The sequence below is a fragment of the Nitrospira defluvii genome (assembly GCF_905220995.1).
In the GTDB taxonomy this organism is placed as follows: Bacteria; Nitrospirota; Nitrospiria; order Nitrospirales; family Nitrospiraceae; genus Nitrospira_A; species Nitrospira_A defluvii_C.
Genome location: NZ_CAJNBJ010000017.1, coordinates 142241 through 160676 on the forward strand (window position 1 = coordinate 142241; position 18436 = coordinate 160676).

The following is an 18436-nucleotide window of genomic DNA, read 5'->3' on the forward strand; positions in this document are numbered from 1 at the left end:
ACTTATGTCCGTTCGCAACACCGTCAAATCCATTCAAGACATCATGCGCCAGGACAGCGGCGTGGATGGCGATGCCCAGCGCATTTCCCAGCTCTGCTGGATGTTCTTTCTGAAGATCATCGACGACCAGGACCTGGAACTCGAAGCGATGCAGAAGGGCTATCGCTCGCCCATTCCGAAACCATTCCAGTGGCGCACCTGGGCCGCCGATCCGGAAGGGATGACCGGCGAAGAGCTGATGACCTTTGTGAATGACCAGCTCTTTCCCGCGCTCAAGGAATTGTCCGGCACGGCCAAGGACGGCCGCCGCCGCGTCGTGCGGGATGTCTTCGAAGACGCCTACAACTACATGAAGTCCGGCCAGCTTATGCGGCAGGTGATCAACAAGATCAACGGCATCGACTTCAACAATCTCACGGAGCGCCAGCACTTCGGCGACATCTACGAGCAGATCCTGGCCGACCTTCAGAGCGCCGGCAATGCGGGCGAGTACTACACGCCCCGCGCCGTCACCGCCTTCATGGCTGATCGCATCGATCCGCAGCCGGGCGAGATTCTGTTGGATCCGGCCTGCGGCACCGGCGGCTTCCTCACCTGTTCCATCCGCCATATGCGCGAGCACTACGTGAAGAAACCGGCGGATGAACAGAAGATGCAGCAGGGCTTGCGGGCCTGTGAGAAAAAGCAGCTCCCGCACATGCTCTGCGTCACGAACATGCTGCTGCACGGCATCGAAGATCCTTCCTTCGTCCGTCATGACAACACCCTGGCCAGGCCCTATATCAGTTACGGTCAGGCGGACCGGGTGGACATCGTCTTAACCAACCCGCCCTTCGGCGGCAAGGAAGAGGACGGCATCGAGAGCAACTTTCCCAAGCACTTCCAGACGCGCGAGACGGCGGATCTCTTCCTGGCCCTCATCGTACGCCTGCTCAGGCCGGGCGGCCGAGCCGCTGTCGTCTTGCCGGACGGCACGCTGTTCGGTGAAGGCGTCAAGACCAGGCTCAAGGAACATCTCATGGAGGAGTGCAAGCTCCATACGATCGTCCGCCTGCCCAATAGCGTGTTCAAACCCTACGCCAGCATCGGCACGAATCTGCTGTTCTTCGAGAAGGGCGAACCGACCAAAGACATCTGGTTCTATGAGCATCGTGTTCCCGAAGGACAGAAGGCCTATTCGATGACGAAGCCCATTCGCTTCGAGCATCTGAAGCCCTGCATCGACTGGTGGGGTGGGGCCAAACGCAAGGGGCGAAAGGAAACGGAAGTCGCGTGGAAGGTCACGGCCGATGAAGTGAAAGCCCGTGGCTACAACCTCGACTTCAAGAACCCCCATCAAGTCACCGATGACCATGGCGACCCCGAGGAACTGTTGCAACAACTCGTCGCGGCCGAGAAGGAAGCAGCCAACCTGCGTGACCAGCTCAAGGCCATTCTGGAGAAGGCGCTGCTGCGATGAAGAAGGCCACGACGAAGAAACGTCTTGCTCCGGGTCGCAGCCTCGGCCCGCTTATCGAACAGGTCCGCGCCCTCGTTCAGTCGGCTCGCCGGACCGCTGCTGTGAACATGAACACTCTGCAAGTCCTCACCAACTTCGGAATCGGCCGCCTCATTGTCGAACATGAGCAGCAGGGGCATGACCGCGCGGCCTACGGCAAAGAGACGCTCAAACACCTGGCCGTCAACCTCACCGCGGAGTTCGGTCGCGGATTCTCCGAGCGCAATCTTGAATACATGCGGAAGTTTTTCCTCGTCTGGAAGGAACGCCTGCCGCAGATTTCGCAGAAGCCTTCTGCGAAATTACCGTCTTCCATGATGGCCCAACCACCGTCTGGGACATATCCCGTACCCTTCACCCTCAGTTGGTCTCATTATGTCGTTCTCTTGAGCATCAGAAACGAAGAGGAGCGCGGTTTTTACGAAATCGAATCCGCGCAATCCGGGTGGTCCGTCCCGGAACTCAAGCGCCAGGTCAACTCCAGCCTCTACGAGCGCCTCGCCCTCAGCCGTGACAAGATACGCGTCCGGAGGCTCGCAGAGGAAGGCCACATCGCCGCCAGTCCCTCTGATATGCTCAAAGATCCCTACATCCTGGAATTCCTCGGCCTGGAGGATAAACCGGCCTACTCCGAGAGTGACCTCGAATCCGCCATCATCGGTAAACTTCAGCACTTCCTGTTGGAACTCGGCAAAGGATTTCTCTTCGAGGCTCGCCAGAAGCGCTTCACCTTCGATGAAGACCATTTTTTCGTAGACCTCGTCTTCTATAACCGCCTCCTGCGATGTTATGTCCTGCTGGACCTCAAGATCGGCAAGCTTACCCATCAAGACCTCGGTCAGATGCAGATGTATGTGAACTACTTCGATCGCCACGTAAAGCAGGCGGGCGAACACCCCACCGTTGGCATCATCCTCTGCAAAAAGAAGCACGACGCTCTCGTCGAGATCACCCTCCCGAAAAACGCTAACATCTTCGCCTCTGAATACCAGCTGTACCTGCCTTCTAAAGAAGATCTGCGGCAACGGCTCCTGGAGTGGACCGCCGACGAAGAGGACACTCGGTGAATCCGGAGCAACTCCTCCATCACTTTGACTGCATCAGCGAAGCGCCAGACGCCATACCGCGTTTACGGCGGTTTATTCTGGATCTAGCCGTGCGAGGAAAGCTGGCCGAGCAAGATCCGAGGGATGAACCGGCGTCGGAACTGTTGACGCGAATTCAAGATGAGAAGGCAAGGTTGGTGAAGACTAGCGAGCTTAAGAAGCTGGAGTCCTTTGAACCAGTTGAGGCGCACGAAATTCCCTTTACTATTCCATTGGGATGGGAAGTCATGCGAATGGGTTGGCTTGCACGGAAACTTGGTGCAGGCAGCACCCCACTTGGCGGAAAGGCTGTTTATCAGAGTGAAGGAGTTCCTTTACTTCGGTCTCAAAACGTTCATGATGACGGCCTTCGACTTAACGATGTCGCGCGCATCTCTCGTTCAATTCACGAACGGATGTCGGGAACGCACGTCCAACACAATGACATATTGCTCAACATCACAGGTGCATCAATCGGACGGTGCGCCCTGGTTTCCAGCACTTTCGTAGAAGGCAACGTTTCTCAGCATGTCGCGATCATCCGTCTTTTTCTTCCCGATATTCGCCAGTTCATTCACTTGTCATTGACATCACCCCTCTTCCAGAAAGTTATCGATGACGTTCAAGTGGGCGTATCGCGGGAGGGACTCAGTATGCAGCGCCTGCGCCTCTTCCCCATGCTCATCCCACCCCTCGCCGAACAGCAGCGTATTGTCGCCAAGGTGGATGAATTGATGGCGCTGTGCGACAGATTAGAGGCAGCGCAGGCCGAGCGGGAGAACCGGCGGGATCGGCTGGCGGCGGCTAGCCTAAATCGCCTGAACCAGCCTTCCGATGATCCATCTCTCTTCCAAGACCAAGCCCACTTCTACTTCCACCACCTCCCGCGCCTCACCACCAGTCGCGAGCACATCCAGCAACTTCGCCGAACCATCCTCAACCTAGCCGTCTGCGGGAAACTCATGCCTCAAGATTCCTGCGACGAGCCAGCGTCTGAATTGCTCAAGCGCATTCAGTCGGAGCAAGAAGAGCTCGTAAAGGCACGAGTGTTAAAACACGATGGCGGCGATTTGATGATGTTAGAGGAAGATCTCCCATACAAGCTACCGTCGAAATGGCAATGGACATCCCTACGCAGCATCATCGTATTTGGACCACAGAATGGAATCTCGCCAAAGCCGTCAACGCGCCCAAACGCACCTAAAGCCATCACTCTCACGGCGACAACAAGCGGCATTTTTAACCCGCACCACTTCAAACAGGTTGAGGCAAACATCTCTCCCGATTCGGAATTTTGGCTACGTTCCGGCGACCTCTTATTTCAAAGAGGAAATACTCGTGAGTATGTCGGCATTGCGGCCTATTACACAGGTGAGCCAAGACTATTCCTCTATCCGGACTTGATGATGAAGGTTCGGCTCTCAGAGAAAGTCAGTCTTCGTTACGTCCACCTTTGCGCGATAGCTCCTGCCGCTCGAGATTATTTTTTTACCTATGCAACCGGTGCGCAAGCAACGATGCCAAAAATAAACCAAGGCACGTTACTTCGGTTGCCAATTCCTCTTTCACCCATAGAAGAACAACATCGCATCGTCGCCAAAGTCGATGAACTGATGGCCCTCTGCGACAAGCTGGAATTGCAGCTCGCCACCACCCGCACCGACAGCCACCGCCTCCTCGAAGCCGTGCTGCACTATGCGATCGAGCAGACAGCTTGATTTAGGAGACTCCCAAAACTCAGGGCCAGGTCTTGCAATCAAACAGTCTGGCCTGGCGGGAGTCCATCCTTCCCGTGAGCCCCACACCTCGGTGCCCTCGGCTAGTTCACCGTCAGTCACCCCGTCTCACGCCTCGCTGGCCGCTGACTTTCCGTCCTCACCACGCCGCTGATTGTTCGATCCTGTGTTGTGCCGTCGGGCGAAATTGATCCTTCGCGGACTGCCTGTTATTCTCAATCGTGATTGTGTGCCGGGGCAGTGCTCACCCCTCAGGGAGGATGGAATGAAACGAATGACTCCAGCAATGCTCCTGAAGGCGTTGACCATGTTTCGAGGGTTCACACAGACGGCGGCGGAGTATCTCAGAGACAAGGAGCGGCTTCGTTACCTGTTGGCCGCGGCAGTCTCGATTGCGCAGGGTCGCGGTGGAAAGCTGCTGAAGGATCTTCAATTATTGGTGCGGCTGCTGAAAGCGTCCGTGAGCGGGGCCTATACAGGCCTCTCGGTCCACAAGCTTGTGACCATCGTGGCGGCCATTCTGTACCTCATCAGCCCGCTTGATGTGATCCCGGACTTCATTCCTGTGGTCGGCTATGCGGATGATGCGGCGGTGATTGCCTGGGTGCTGAACAGCATTGCTCAAGAACTGAGGGACTTTAAGAGTTGGGAACAGGGGACGTGAGCGGGAGAGGTCTGGCGGCGCGAGTAGGCTATGAAACGAAATTCCCTGCTACAATGGCCACCCTCACAAAGATGTAGTTAAGGAAAGGCCTGCGATGTCGAAGCCCTCACAATCGAATGCCGTGCTTGTGGCGATCCGCACTCCCCGCGTGACGGTGGAGGAAGTAGACAGTTCGCTGCAAGAGCTCACCCGTCTGGTGACGACCCTCGGGTACCGCGTCGTGGGCCGTGTGACGCAAAAGCGGAGCTCCGATCGCTATGCGGCGGTTCTGGGAGAAGGCAAGCTCTCCGAATTGGCACGATGGACCGGTGGGTCCGGAAAAATCGAGGCCTTTGGCCGGCCGGCGCACAAAGCCGGGTCGAAGCACGAGGCGGCGGATTCGGACGTCACGGAAGAATCAGACGATGACGAATCGGATGACACCATCGAGGCTTCCCCAGGCCCTGACGAACAGGCGCAGATCGTCATCGTGGACTGTGATCTGTCGCCGTCCCAATTGAAAAATCTTGAACGTGCCGCCGGGGTTCCTGTGCTCGATCGTACCGGGGTCATCATCGAGATTTTCAGCCGGCACGCGCGAACCAGAGCGGCCAGGCTGCAGGTGGAGATCGCGCGGCTCAATTATCTGGCGCCACGGTTGCGTGAAACCGGCGGCGGCAGCGAGCGGCAGGGCGGGGGAGTCGGTGGCAAAGGAGCCGGAGAGACGAGTCTTGAGCTCGATAAGCGCAGAATCCGCGATCGCACGAAGGAACTCCGGGCCGAATTGGCCGCAATCGGAGACGAGCATCAGACGCGCCGCGCGAGGCGTGAACACGAATTAACGGTCGCGCTCGTGGGGTACACCAATGCCGGGAAGTCCTCGCTCATGCGTGCGATGACGGGCATCGAGGTGCTCGTAGCCGACAAGCTGTTTGCCACGCTCGACACCACGATCCGGCCCTTGTATCCTGAGACGCGTCCCAAAGTGCTGCTGTCCGATACAGTGGGATTCATCAAAAAGCTCCCGCATGATCTGGTGGCGTCGTTCAAGTCGACCCTGGATGAAGCGGCCAGTGCCTCGCTCCTGCTCTTTGTCGTCGATGCCTCAGATCCGTCCTTTCGCTCCCAACTCGATGTCACGCGGAAGGTGTTAGCCGAAGTCGGCGCCACGGATGTTCCCAGCCTGTTGGTGTTGAATAAACGGGATCGCCTCGCGCCGGATGAACTCGCGGCCCTGAAGGCGGAATATCCCGACGCGGTCCTGCTGTCCACGCGAAACAAAGACGATCTGCAGGCGCTCCGCGAGCGCATCATGGGGTGCTTTGAGAGCGATATGCTCGACGAGGAATTGCATATTCCTTTTACCGCTCAAAAGGTCGTTGCGGAGATCCGCGCCCGGATGCGAGTCTTGTCCGAAGCCTATGATGCCGAGGGGCTGACGATACGGGTGCGATCCACTCCTGAGAATCTGACGGCGATCAAAAAGAAGCTCGGTCGATGAAGGTTTGGCAAGGAGCATCAATCATATGAAACGACAGGAACTGGAAGGCAAACTGCCCACCATGACGCAGGCGCAACTCGTCGAGACGGTGAAGACCTGCCTCGACATGATCGAGCGGTTAGAGAATGATCTCTCCGCCGGAACGCGCAAGCTCGAAGAAATGTCGGCGCTTGTTAAAAAGCTGTCTGACACCAATCACGCCGGCTGATGCCAGCCTAGCCTCCCTCATCGGTGCTTCTCTCGCTCACGAAAAGTACACCTGACAATTTCTAGGGGTTTGCCTAACTCCCCTGTTGATGGGCATGCGGTACTGTGAAGTCATAAGAATTTGCAAAGGAAATATTAGGCACGCATGACGGAAACGTTATGAACGCATAATATAAAAATTGCGAATTCGGAAGCTCCGCCCTCGAAAGAGGACGGAGCTTTTTCTTCTTAGGATCCCACACCATGGCGAATCACTGATCAGGAGGAACCAGCACGAGAGCCTCGCCCAGGGCATTCATCTCGTGCACCGTCTATTCCTCAGGACTTTCGGCGGCTGCTTCACATCGTCGCGTACCATCGCGATGCCTCGAAGTGGCGCTGCTATACTCCGTCTTGTGGCGACTGACGACCACTCAACCCCGGTTGCTGGCGTCGAAGTTGATGCGGAGGTCAGCCGCCTTCTGACGATGCAACAGCAGGTTCAGTGCGATGTCTATCACATGAAGGCCTATGTGCGGTTTCGCAAGGTCGTCGATGGATCGGTGGAGCACTACATCGCCTGGCATCAGCCGGATCATCCCATCCTGCCGCTCGCGGCTCCGTTTTTTTTGCGGAACGGTTTGCTTCTCTGCGCTGGTCGATCCTCACGCCGGAGGCGTCGGCCCATTGGGATGGGGAGACCATCAGCTTCGGCCCGGGAGTGACGCAGCGGGAGGCGCCGAGCGACGATGCGTTGGAGACGGCTTGGCGAACCTATTACGCGGCGACGTTTAACCCGGCTCGGATCAACCACGGCCATGCGAGCGCAGCTACCGGGGCGATTTTGGAAGGGTCTGCCGGAATCCCGCGTGATTGCGCCACTCACGCAGGCGGTGCGCGGGCGCGTGGGCGAGGTGATCGACTCGCGTCAGCACATGGCCGTCTTGCCGATGGGCGACTCCTTGCCGGAGCTCGCGCAAGCTGCCGCGACCTGCACCGGGTGCGAGCTGCACCTGTCCGCCACGCAGACCGTCTTTGGACGTGGTCCGTCCAACGCCCGCATCATGCTGGTCGAAGAACAATCAGGAGATCAGGAAAAATTGGCCGGTGAACCGTTTGTCGGCCCCGCTGGTGAGGTGTTGAATCGGGCGCTGGCGCAGGCGGAGATCGATCGCTCACAATTGTATGTGACCAATGCGGTGAAACATTTCCGGTTCGTTCTGGAAGGCCGCCGTCGCCGGCAGCGGAGTTGAAAGCGGTGCGGCCGGAGGTCGTCGTGTGCCTGGGCCGAACCGCCGCGCAGTCGCTCATCGGCGGTCAGGTGCCGGTGGAACAACAGCCCGGGCGGTTTTTTCAACAGCCCCTTCTCGTCCCGCATTCTACTGATCTACCATCCCTCCAGCATTCTTCGTGCCCGTGATCGCGTCATCCAGGATCGCTTATTCCTCGGCTTGTGTAGGATCTAAAGACCGCTGTGGCGTGAGGCAGGCCGGGTTTCTTCCATCACCCATCGCATTGATTTCGTGCCATTGGTCCCGGCGACCGGGGCTTTCCCCAGTGTGTCGGCCTCTCTACGCAGGGTACCCCGAATCAGGTTCGATCGATTCGGCTAACGAAATGGGAGGTTGTATGATGAAGCGAACTCTTCAAATGTGTCTCGTTGCAGCGCTGATCACTGGTGGAGGAGGCTTCGCGTTTGCGGCCGATCCCATGAAGGACAGGGAAGCGACGCCAACCTTGGGCGAGAGGATTACGAAGGATGCCGTGAAAGGCACGCTCATGAAGATGGACGGGGAGTTCTACCAGATCAGGAACGCGGATGGGGAACTCGTCCGGGTGCATGTGGACAAGAGCACCAAGCTCGATAAAGTGGTCGAGGGTGATAGGGTCAAAGCCTATGTGACCGATAAGGGCCACGTCACCACATTACAGCGGATTGAGAAGTAGCCGACATAACAGGTGGTCAGAGGCGGCAGGTCTGCAGGCCTGCCGCTTATGGGTAGAGCGGCAATCCCGTTCCTCAATGATCAGGAATCTGCTATCATTTTTCCTGTCGAGTGGCCGATGATCAAAACCGGCCGGGCAAGTTTCCCAGTTAACCATGCAGCGGAATCCCGCTTGGGTTTCCCTACCGTGAGTGTGTTGCCACCCAAACATTTTTCGATGTTGCGCGAGTTCCATCTGGCCGATGTGCTCACGCTCGGCAACGCCGCCTGTGGTCTCGCGGGTGTGTTCTTTGCGATGCAGTACATGAGCAGCGGTTCGCTGGCCCACTTTTTCGCCGCCGCGGCATTCTCACCGGCCGCGCTGCTGTTTGATTGGTTCGACGGCCGCGTCGCCCGGTGGCGGCATCAGCAATCGGTGCTGGGGCGGGAACTGGATTCCTTGGCCGACATCATCTCCTTCGGCGTGGCACCTGCCGCGCTTGCGTTTGCCGCAGGCCTCCGAGGAGGGTGGGATTGGATAGCGCTAACATACTTCGTCTGCTGTGGAGTGAGCCGGCTGGCCCGCTACAACGTGACCGCCGAACGCCTTTCGGCAGGCCATGACAAGGTGGCCTATTTTGAAGGCACGCCCATACCCACCACGGCCCTCCTGACCGGCGTGTTGGCCTGGGCGGCATGGCAGGATCGGCTCGGCGAGCACCTCTACGGAGGTCTCTGGACCATCGGCCCAGGCGACCTGCATGCCTTGTCGCTGTTGTTCGTTCTTTCCGGTACGTTGATGATCAGCAAGACGCTTCATATTCCTAAACTGTAGTCGCGTATAACACTACGACGTGCACCGACGCGAGTTTCTGTAGGCGCGTGCTGGAAGGTCATGCGCTCACAGGGCTCATCGATGTTGTAGGAATTTAGGCAGGGATTCTAAATTCCTCGTCATGCCCCGTTTTTTTCAAGTTGCCATACGAAATGACCGAGAAAGATCTCTAACTAGCCTCACTCCCGGGTGGCAAATCCGCACGTCAGTTGTCGGAGCATAAGGAGCATTTCATGATGACCACGTTAATGGACAAATTGTCCATTCGATACAAGCTCGCATTGATTGCAGGCCCGTTGCTAGTCGGTTTGTTGGTAATGATGATGACGGGCTACGCCACAATCAGCGAGGTCAAGGTCACCGGCCCAGTGTATCAAGGCATCATTGACACGAAGGACTTGGTCGCCGACGTGCTTCCTCCGCCGCAGTACCTTTTGGAATCGTACCTGGTGGTGTTGCAAATGCTCCAGGAGTCGGATCGCACGGCGTTGACACAACTGGTGGCGCGCGGTAAACAACTTCGAAAAGAATATGACGAACGGCATGGCTATTGGATCAGAACGCTGGCGGCCGGTCCGATGAAAACCGCGCTGGTGGAAAAATCGTACCGATCCGGTGTGGCGTTTCTGGATACGCGCGATCAGGAGTTTGTCCCCGCAGTGCTTGCGGGTGATATGACCAAGGCTCGTGCATTGGCCGCGGGGAAATTGAATCAGCATTATCGTGAACACCGTGAAGCGATCGACGAAGTGGTGGCCGCTGCCATGCCCTGGCAACTACAGCAGGAAGCGCAGGCGACGACGATCGTCCAATCTCGTATCAACAACATCGCGTTCGTGTCGCTCGCCATCTTGTGCACTGCTACCGTGGTGGGCTTCGTCGTTGCCCGGCGCATCACCAGTCGCCTGTCCACGATCGAGTCCTGCTTCCAAACAATCTCCACCGGCGACCTCCGGGTTCGAATTCCTGTGCAGGGAGAGGATGAAGTGGCCCGGTTGAGCCAGGCGACGAATGGACTGCTGGACAACCTGGAAAGCATGATCGGTCGGGTGGCGGTCGTGACCGAGCAGTTAGCATCGGCGGCTGTTGAACTTTCAGCCACCGCGGTACAAATTTCTGGAGGCACGGCTCGTCTCACATCACGTGCTTCTCACACCGCTGCAGCGGTTGAACAGATGAATGCGACGGTGGGACAGGTGGCACAGAATTCTGGGCAGGCGGCCTGTTTGGCGCGCGAAACTGTCGAGACCGCACAGGACGGCGGGGCGGTCGTGTCCAGTACGATTTCCGGTATGCAGCTCCTGGCAACGGCGGTCACCAGTTCATCGACCATCATTACTGAATTGGGGAAATCCTCCGACCAGATTGGCATGATTGTGCGCACGATCGAGGATATTGCCGACCAGACGAATCTGTTGGCCCTCAATGCCGCGATCGAAGCCGCGCGGGCAGGAGAACAGGGCCGTGGGTTTGCGGTCGTGGCCGACGAAGTTCGCAAGTTAGCGGAACGGACCACGAAGGCGACCAAAGAAATCAGCGACATGATTCGACAGATTCAGCAGGACACACGCGGCGCGGTCGATTCCATGCAAGATGGGACTCGGAAGGTGGCTGCGGGAATGGAACTCGCGAATAGAACTGGCGAGGCGCTGGCCCAAATTGTCCGGATGGTTTCGCAAAGTGCGGACATGATTCAGCAGATCGCCATCGCTTCGGAAGAGCAATCTACGGCGACTCAACAGATTGCGGCGGATATCGAAAATGTGGCGCAGGTCACGAAGGAGTCGGCCGCCGGCGCCGATGAATCCGCGAAAGCCTGTCAGAATCTGAGCGAGATGGCAATCGACCTCCAGCGCCTAGTCGGAAAATTTCATGTCTCGAAAATAGGTGGATTCCTGGCATAAAAGAAGTGCCTGCGCGAGTCCAGCAGCCGAGTCGCCTGGTCGAATCAATTGTTCAACAATACGGGGAGACGTCGTCTCCTTGATAGATGTGATGGTTCTACGAAGGCAACCTCTGAACGGAAGACGTCGGGCATTTCGCCTACGAATGCCGTCAATCCGGTCCAAGAACACTCCCCTGTGCCCGTGAGGCGCTAGCTCTACCCTTTCTCCTACTCTCGTCTTGCGATCAGACTGAAGACGTGAGACCTTAGCGCGACTCAGCTGATGTCCCAGATGAACATTCTCCAAGCAACTCAGGCCTATGAGCGATGGTCGGCGCGGCAGGCGCCGTTTGTGCCTGACGATCTGCGCCTGAAGCATGCCATGATGACGCAAAGCGCCTTCTCGTTTCTCCGCGCCACCTGTTACCGGTGGATGGAGGTCTGGCCGCAAGTCTGTGGCGAGCTCACCGGGGTTCCATCGTTGCGGGCGGTCGGGGATCTCCATGTCGAGAATTTCGGCACCTGGCGCGATAGTGAGGGCCGTTTGATCTGGGGCATCAATGATTTTGACGAGGCCTGTGTCTTTCCCTACACCAGCGACCTGGTGCGCCTGGTGGTGAGTGCCAAGCTCGCCGGTCGGACGGAGCATCTGGGCGTCAAGTTGGACGAGGCCTGCGATGCGGTGTTGACCGGTTACCTCGAAGGACTGCGGGCGGGAGGACGGCCGTTTGTCTTATCGGAGCAGCATCCCTGGTTGCGCGAGATTGCCACGAGCTCTCTCCGCGATCCGGTGAAGTTCTGGAAAAAAATGGCGGCTTTGCCGATGGTGCAGGGCAGGGTGTCGCACGAGGTGACGAATGCACTTGAACAGGTGATGCCGGAGGCTGGTTTGTCGTACGGTCTGCGGAGGCGAGTATCGGGCCTGGGCAGCCTGGGGCGTCTGCGCTTTGTCGCGCTCGCGGAATGGCGGGGAGGAAAGGTGGCGCGCGAGGCCAAGCGTCTGATCGCCGCCGCCGGTCTCTGGGCCAGAGGGCAGAAGGGCGACGGCGCGATCCTGTATCAATCGATGCTGGAGAATGCCGTGCGTTGTCGCGATCCGTTTGTGCGCATGGAGGGCCCGTGGCTGCTCCGGAGGCTGTCGCCCTATTGTTCGCGCATTGAATTGACGGCGTTGCCGAAAAAGCGAGATGAGGGAAAACTGCTGTATGCCATGGGGTGGGAGACGGCCAATGTCCATCTCGGCGACCAGCCTCGCATCAAGGCCGTACAGCGCGATCTGGCCGCACGAAAGTCCGGCTGGCTGCGGAAGGCGGCCAAGGCGATGACGAAAGTTACGCTGGTGGATTGGAGCGATTGGGCTGAGCACCATATCGGGTAACGGATCGCGAGGGTAGAAGAACGTAATGCCGCTGACATCTGGACGGATGAACTGGAGAGGAAGAACTACGAGTGTGCCTGTGAGTCGGAGTCGCCTGACTGTTTTTCAATCAGCACGTGGCTGAGCTGCGACTTGCGGGTTGTGCAAGAGCCCGTCGAGCGCGTGATTCAACATCGTAGCAACGAGGCGATGACCTCGTTCATCCGGATGGGCCAGATCCAGATAGAGGCTGGCATCTTGCGCGAAGGCCTGCCCGGCTTCGACGATGGTCGCGCCATGCTCCCGGCCGACGATCCGCACGATCTCGTTGTATTCGCTATCGAGGCGGAGTGGTCTGCCGCCGTGCATGAGTTTTCCGACGGGCAGAGTCAGGGTCGCCACCGACTTCGCTTCCTCCGATGCCCCTCGATGGTCCAAGACGAGAGCCAGGTACTTCCTTCCCAACTCTGAGAACCAGTTATCCAGATTGACTGCAACGCGCAACTCCGCTTCCGCTTGCTCATACTGCCCATTGTTCATGTGAGTGATGCCGGCCCGCAAGTGTTCAGAATGTGCGGGGTTATCCTGGAACAGGACAAAGACCAGCGGCACCTGCCGCTCCCGACAGAACCGTGCAATGCGCTCCAGGTTTTGCCGGTATTGTTCCGGTGAGACACGTGTCTTGGCGTTGCGGGCATCGACCTGGACCAGAGAATCAGCGCGATGCTTATCCGGGCGTAATATGGATACCAGGCTCTGTACGACTCGAAACAGGTAGAGTTTTTCACGAACGAGGTCGAACTGATGCGACAGCGCTTCTCGGTTGAACTTCTCCCGGCTGTCGATGGCCTCTTCCGAGGGCACAACACGCCTATCGTTGAAGCTGAACGACGCAATAACCAGATCAGGCTGAACCGTGGAGAAATATTTGGCCAGGGTTTCATACCCCTGGAAGGATGTATAGCCACTCACTCCCAGGTTGATCACGTCTGCGTCCTCACGCAGGTCGTCCAAGACTTCCGGAAATGCACTACGGGTCGGCACGCCCCAGCCAAAGGTATTGGAATCTCCTATCGCGAGGATGCGTTTGTGGGCTGTATCGTGGATCTGCTGTGTATCCTCGGAAAAAAATCCTTGCGCGTCGAACTGGCGCAGGTACCGAGAGGAATCGTGACTATGCCGCTCTCCGCCTACTAGCCCTTTGAAGTAGGGGCGTCGTTCCCACCCGATGTCGGAGGCGTATTGATACCAGTCCGGCTCTTGTGACGACAGATCTGCACGCACCGTGAGCAGAATCCGCGACAGGCCTTCGAGGGAAAGGAGGATTGCGAGGGTGATCGCCACTGTGATGAGGGTTGTGGAGACGATGCTTCGTCGGTGTGGCATCCGTGGGTCCTGGTCGGCTGGGGAACGCGTCCGGGCTAAGTGCTGTCACGCTACGGGAGACTCATGCATTGGAACAGTATCGACGAAGATGCCGGACTTGCCAAGCAAAGAGCACACTTTTACACGTGTGCGACTGTATATGTACTGCGCAAACGATTCGTTTCGGGGGGCACGGCTGGTATGCGCGCAATCCGGCCCCCCTGGGGAGACTCGTGCCTTCCAGAGCTTAGAAGACCGAATAGATAGCCGGAGCGAGAACGCTGCCTTCGAGAAAGAACGCAAGGGCACTCATTGCCATGAGGACAAAAATGACCGGCGCCAACCAATACGACTTCTTTTCCTTGAGATACATCAAGCATTCTGTGATCAAACAATAGTAATCGTGCGCTTTTGTTGTGGTATTCATTCAGCCCTCCATAGTGACAACAGTTCTTGGTGACGCTGACGTTCTCTTTGTGATGGTCTATGACTGCACGAGCGAAACAGGATGCTTTTCCCGACGGGCGGACGACCAGGCGTTCGCATGCCTACAGCATTCTCTAAACACGATGAACGAAATGATGGCGCCTGGATAAAACCAGAATCCGCCGAACCGTGACGTGATGCCGCCGCAAATCAGCGCGACGATCATGGATGTGAAATCAGCCACAGGGCCAAGGGGTTCGAAGACTTGCATGTGTCTGGCGTTTGTCAGGAGGCCGTCTTTGCGAATCGTTTCCACCTGCCAAGGCCGTTTCTCATAGGGTTTCAGGGGGGCGGTTTGGGGAACGCCTGGCGCAGCAGTGTCCTTGAGCACATTGTCATCGCAGGCATCGATGCAGGCATAGCACTTGATACATTCGGTATTTGTGACTTTCCCATTGAAATGGAAGATCTCCCGACTGACGTCGATGCCTTGCGGGCAGGCATTGCTGCAATCGCGGCAGCCTGTACACTGGGCCACACGCGTGATCTTGGCCTGCACCGGGGAGATGTTCATGAGCGGGACCATCATCGGAGCGTAGGGGCACAAGATCCGGCAAAATGCACCCTGTCCGTAGCGCAGATTCATCACGATGCTCATCGTGAATTGGATGAACACTGCCAAGCCAAAGGCGAGCACATAGTCGTTCCAGGTGGGATTGATGTCAAAATTGAAGAACGCGGTGTTTTTTGCAAACGCTTTCCCTTCATAACCAGGTAAATCTGCAATTGGCACCGGCGCCATCACATTCACCTTAGGTGTGAATCCTACGTTGTGAAGAAGAATGATGACCGGCAAGAGCAATACAAACAGAGCTCCTATCCTCAAGAGCCAGCGATGAGGGGTGTTGATCAGTACATTTTTTTCACGCAGCTTCAAGTATTGGCGCACCTTGAGTTTGCGTAGAATCCAGTCAGCGAACTCAATCGCCCCGCGCATGTGGCAGACCCAACCACAGAATCCGCGTCCCCAGATGAGGATTGAGCCTAAGATGAGGATGACCATGATTGATGCGGCGTTGATAGTTCCTTTGGCGAGGGAAGGCACCCCCATCATCGCGGTCTTGCCCCAGATTTCGATACCGAAGACATGCCAGGAAATCAGGTGAAAGGCGATATAGGCATGTACCGATGCCAAGGCGATCATGCGGTACTGATGCCGCTTGGTGGGGGAGACGTGTACTGGAGTGTGAACCTTACAGGAACCGTGGGACTCTTCTTTGCGACGGTCGATGGTGATGAGCTGGAGTGGCGGGGGCTGTAGAGAAGCGGCGGCAACCTTCATATCTATGCTCCTCAAAGCGATTGGTCTGAGATACACTCACGGTGCCTTGCGACTTACTCTTCATTAGGAAGGATAGGGCAAAGAGGCACCTTCGACAATTCCGCTGAGGGAGTACCCCAAAAGGCATAGCCGGTGGGAGAACTCGTTCGCTCGGTATGCGGGGCTGAAAGACCGCTAGATTCGGACTTCCAATCGGCGCCATGCGCGGATAGGCTATACCTTCCAGGTCGATTCTAGCCATTCTGCTGGAGAAAGGCTGGAGTCCCTCGGGCCGTACGGGTATATAGTGCTGAATCAGGTGTGTGTGAAAATTGTCACGCGCCCCAGCCAGTGGGAGTAGATAATTATCGAGCGATGCCGGGGAGATTGAATCCTTCGGTGTAGTTGACGCGAAGTGGGCTCGCGAGCAGTTCGGTGAACGAGGAGGCGGCACTAACAACCGTATCGCGCCATTCACGAGGTTCCCTCTCGGCAGGCGCAGTGTTCTCTCGGATGCGCCGAGAGACAGCGAGTGCGCACCTGGGGGACCGGGCATACATCAAGGCCGTTCAGCGCGACCTTGCTGAGCGAAACTCCGGATGGCTGCGGACGGCCGCCAAGGCCATGGCGAAGCATATCCTTGTGGATTGGAAAGAGTAGGCTGAGCACCATGCTGAGTAGCGCATCACCGGAGTGGAAGAACGGGCGGCCGATGACGGCATATCCGCTGAATCTGCCGGGCCTAGTCTACGGAAGCGCCATGCCGTTCGGCCTCTATGATCCCGAAGGGAGATTGTTGCCGGAGTTCAGAGCCGCGGCCATCCATGCGGTGGTGCTGCTGGCTGAGCCAGACGAATGTCGTGAGAAAACGGGGCGAGACCTGCTCGCGATCTATCGTGACGAAGGGCTAACGGTGTTTCCGTTGCCGATTCCCAACTACGGCATTCCTGTCGATGGCCGCCTGACCGATGTCCTCCGGCAGGCCCATGAACAGGCCGTGCGGGGGCGTAACCTGCTCATCCACTGTTCCGCCGGGCTCGGGCGTACGGCGCTGTTTGCGACGTTGTTGGCCCGATCGGTCTTGGGACTCTCGGGGCCTGATGCCCTGGCCTGGCTGGGACGCCATCAACCAGGCGCGCTCCTCACGCCTGCGCAAATCATGCTGATCATGGAATGAGCCATCGGGCTAATGGCTGCCGATCGTTCATTTCTTTGTCTTCGCCGCATAGGTCTCCACCGTCTCCCGAATCTTGACCCACTTGTCCCAGCCGTAACTCTTAGCCGTGTTCCGGATCGCGTCTTTCGCGGCATCGAGAGCTTTCCTGACCTGTTCCCGGTCCATCGTGGACGCATGTCGAACGATGATCTGCAGGGTTTGCGGATCGGCGAGCACGATGTCGAGCGAGTAGGGCCGGTCTGGTGTGGCTTCCCGTCGGAGGGCGGCTCTCGTCACCAGGGCCAGCCATTCCCCTTCCGTGGGCGTATAGGGGGCTAGGCCTGGACGGGCAGGCGTGGACTGCGTCTCCATGGTTGCCGTTTCTTCCCTAACCGTCTGACATTGATTCTCGCTACAGGCCTTGAGACGCATCCGTCGGTTTTCCAAACAGCTGTTTTTATCGTCAGCGCTGATGGCGTTCTCAAGGCATTTGCGGACTTCTTCTTCGGCGGCGTAGAAACAATCTGAACAGGGACTTTGGGCAGCGACCGGTGCGGTGAGTAACAAAAGCAGAGTCAGAGTGAACAACAGCCGTCGGGTCATGATCAGGTCTCTCCTGCCCCATTCTCTACGCTTCTCGGCTGGCTATTTCAATCGTATCGGCGTGCCGCAGGCCCCGGTGATCGTTCCAGAGGAGCCCGCGGGGCTGCTGCGCTGGAAGAGGAGGCGAGTCAGGATCCAACAGCGGCTGCAACTTCCTCCCAGCGGCAATCCTCCACGACGTCCCGTCCATGGGTGACTTCGAGGATTCCAATGTAGATGAGCTGCGCCCCTCGGGACCAGTCGGAGTCGAGAGGAAGGCCCCGGAATGCGGCCTCGGCGGCTTTGTGTTCATCATGTGTGAGCACACTGTCATCGGTGTACATGGTGCACCTCTTTCATCCTGTGCCTCAGCTTATGCGGCTTGGTCAGGCAACGTCAGACGAGAAAGCCGGATCTGTGTTCTGGTCGAGAGCAGCCTCGACAGGGGAAGCTTCATGAACTCTCGGACCGAGAGGAGCCAGATCTCTTCCTTCTCATGACCGGGCTGTTGGCGGTCGTTCCGACGAACCGGGCGTTGCCATTGCTGTTTCATGGTGACCTCCTCCTGTGACAACGAGTGGTGAACCTGCCTATTGCTGTTCTATCGCGAGCCCTCCGTGGCCACGACTAGCGGAACCCCTGGGCCTTGGAGGCCAATTCCCTAGTTCATGAGGTCGACAATTCCATCAAGTTCTTGGTGCGCGGTGATCAGCCGCTGCTGTGTCGCATCGGCCCGCGCGCATTATGTGCTGAGTGAAAGAGGTGGTGGCCTCACTGATCGATGTGCGAAGGCTTCGCTGGATCGGCTTCAGTCATTTTAAGGCCGATGGATGTGGTTCGCTGCCGGAATGGCAATAAGTCGCCCCGCAGGCGGATGCGGTCTGCAGCCTGGTGGGGAAACTGGTCGGGGTCCTCGGTGGCGGAGCCACCATCAC

Annotated in this window: 18 protein-coding genes and 2 pseudogenes; 15 read left to right on the forward strand and 5 right to left on the reverse strand. The window is 57.6% G+C overall.

Annotated elements, in window-relative coordinates:
• Positions 1–4: 4 nt before the first annotated feature.
• The 13 genes and pseudogenes from KJA79_RS15775 to KJA79_RS15830 all read left to right on the forward strand — a co-directional run bounded on the left by KJA79_RS15775 (position 5) and on the right by KJA79_RS15830 (position 12672).
• Positions 5–1459, forward strand: a complete 1455-nt coding sequence (locus KJA79_RS15775) for a type I restriction-modification system subunit M (protein WP_213043025.1) — start codon at positions 5–7, stop codon at positions 1457–1459.
• On the forward strand, positions 1456–2565 hold the full coding sequence (locus KJA79_RS15780; protein WP_213043026.1) for a PDDEXK nuclease domain-containing protein: 1110 nt from the start codon (positions 1456–1458) through the stop codon (positions 2563–2565). Before KJA79_RS15775 ends, KJA79_RS15780 begins: the two co-directional genes overlap by 4 nt.
• Positions 2562–4301, forward strand: coding sequence for a restriction endonuclease subunit S (locus tag KJA79_RS15785; RefSeq protein WP_213043027.1), 1740 nt, complete (start codon positions 2562–2564; stop codon positions 4299–4301). The genes KJA79_RS15780 and KJA79_RS15785 overlap by 4 nt, the downstream gene beginning before the upstream one ends.
• A 283-nt stretch (positions 4302–4584) precedes the next feature.
• Entirely contained in the window at positions 4585–4983 is a 399-nt protein-coding gene (locus KJA79_RS15790) for a YkvA family protein (protein ID WP_013249143.1), read from the forward strand.
• A gap of 94 nt (positions 4984–5077) precedes the next feature.
• A complete protein-coding gene (gene hflX, locus KJA79_RS15795; RefSeq protein WP_213043028.1) occupies positions 5078–6463 on the forward strand; it encodes a GTPase HflX in 1386 nt (461 codons plus the stop codon).
• Positions 6464–6488: 25 nt separating this feature from the next.
• Positions 6489–6671 (forward strand): hypothetical protein, encoded by a 183-nt coding sequence (locus tag KJA79_RS15800; protein ID WP_213043029.1) that lies wholly within the window; start codon positions 6489–6491, stop codon positions 6669–6671.
• A 361-nt stretch (positions 6672–7032) separates the two neighbouring features.
• Positions 7033–7257, forward strand: a pseudogene (locus KJA79_RS23425) (DUF4130 domain-containing protein); the annotation flags it as partial.
• A pseudogene (locus KJA79_RS15805) lies at positions 7155–7403 on the forward strand (hypothetical protein); the annotation flags it as partial. The pseudogenes KJA79_RS23425 and KJA79_RS15805, both read left to right, overlap by 103 nt.
• 64 nt (positions 7404–7467) lie before the next feature.
• A complete protein-coding gene (locus KJA79_RS23430) occupies positions 7468–7902 on the forward strand; it encodes a uracil-DNA glycosylase family protein (protein WP_213043031.1) in 435 nt (144 codons plus the stop codon).
• 376 nt (positions 7903–8278) lie between these two features.
• Positions 8279–8596: a hypothetical protein gene (locus KJA79_RS15815; protein ID WP_213043032.1), complete on the forward strand. Its 318-nt coding sequence runs from the start codon at positions 8279–8281 to the stop codon at positions 8594–8596.
• A 216-nt stretch (positions 8597–8812) separates the two neighbouring features.
• Positions 8813–9409 carry a CDP-alcohol phosphatidyltransferase family protein gene (locus KJA79_RS15820; protein WP_343224267.1) on the forward strand — a complete coding sequence of 199 codons (597 nt, stop codon included), beginning with the start codon at positions 8813–8815 and terminating at the stop codon, positions 9407–9409.
• Between the two features lie 233 nt (positions 9410–9642).
• Positions 9643–11313: a methyl-accepting chemotaxis protein gene (locus KJA79_RS15825; RefSeq protein ID WP_213043033.1), complete on the forward strand. Its 1671-nt coding sequence runs from the start codon at positions 9643–9645 to the stop codon at positions 11311–11313.
• Between the two features lie 273 nt (positions 11314–11586).
• Positions 11587–12672 carry a DUF2252 family protein gene (locus tag KJA79_RS15830; protein ID WP_213043034.1) on the forward strand — a complete coding sequence of 362 codons (1086 nt, stop codon included), beginning with the start codon at positions 11587–11589 and terminating at the stop codon, positions 12670–12672.
• Positions 12673–12777: 105 nt separating this feature from the next.
• Here KJA79_RS15830 and KJA79_RS15835 read toward each other — a convergent pair whose 3' ends face one another.
• From KJA79_RS15835 to KJA79_RS15845, 3 genes are all read right to left on the reverse strand, one after another.
• Positions 12778–14037 carry an SGNH/GDSL hydrolase family protein gene (locus tag KJA79_RS15835; protein WP_213043035.1) on the reverse strand — a complete coding sequence of 420 codons (1260 nt, stop codon included), beginning with the start codon at positions 14035–14037 and terminating at the stop codon, positions 12778–12780.
• 226 nt (positions 14038–14263) lie between these two features.
• Positions 14264–14443: a DUF5989 family protein gene (locus KJA79_RS15840; RefSeq protein ID WP_213043036.1), complete on the reverse strand. Its 180-nt coding sequence runs from the start codon at positions 14441–14443 to the stop codon at positions 14264–14266.
• A 57-nt stretch (positions 14444–14500) separates the two neighbouring features.
• Positions 14501–15784: a 4Fe-4S binding protein gene (locus KJA79_RS15845; protein WP_213043037.1), complete on the reverse strand. Its 1284-nt coding sequence runs from the start codon at positions 15782–15784 to the stop codon at positions 14501–14503.
• Between the two features lie 492 nt (positions 15785–16276).
• Between KJA79_RS15845 and KJA79_RS15850 the strand changes: the two genes are divergently transcribed.
• Positions 16277–16423: a hypothetical protein gene (locus KJA79_RS15850; protein WP_213043038.1), complete on the forward strand. Its 147-nt coding sequence runs from the start codon at positions 16277–16279 to the stop codon at positions 16421–16423.
• Positions 16424–16475: 52 nt separating this feature from the next.
• On the forward strand, positions 16476–16940 hold the full coding sequence (locus KJA79_RS15855; protein WP_213043039.1) for a protein-tyrosine phosphatase family protein: 465 nt from the start codon (positions 16476–16478) through the stop codon (positions 16938–16940).
• A 27-nt stretch (positions 16941–16967) separates the two neighbouring features.
• On the opposite strand, the gene KJA79_RS15860 is transcribed toward KJA79_RS15855, so the two are convergent.
• A complete protein-coding gene (locus KJA79_RS15860; RefSeq protein ID WP_213043040.1) occupies positions 16968–17522 on the reverse strand; it encodes a hypothetical protein in 555 nt (184 codons plus the stop codon).
• Positions 17523–17874: 352 nt separating this feature from the next.
• A complete protein-coding gene (locus tag KJA79_RS15865; protein WP_213043041.1) occupies positions 17875–18054 on the reverse strand; it encodes a hypothetical protein in 180 nt (59 codons plus the stop codon).
• Positions 18055–18436: the final 382 nt, after the last annotated feature.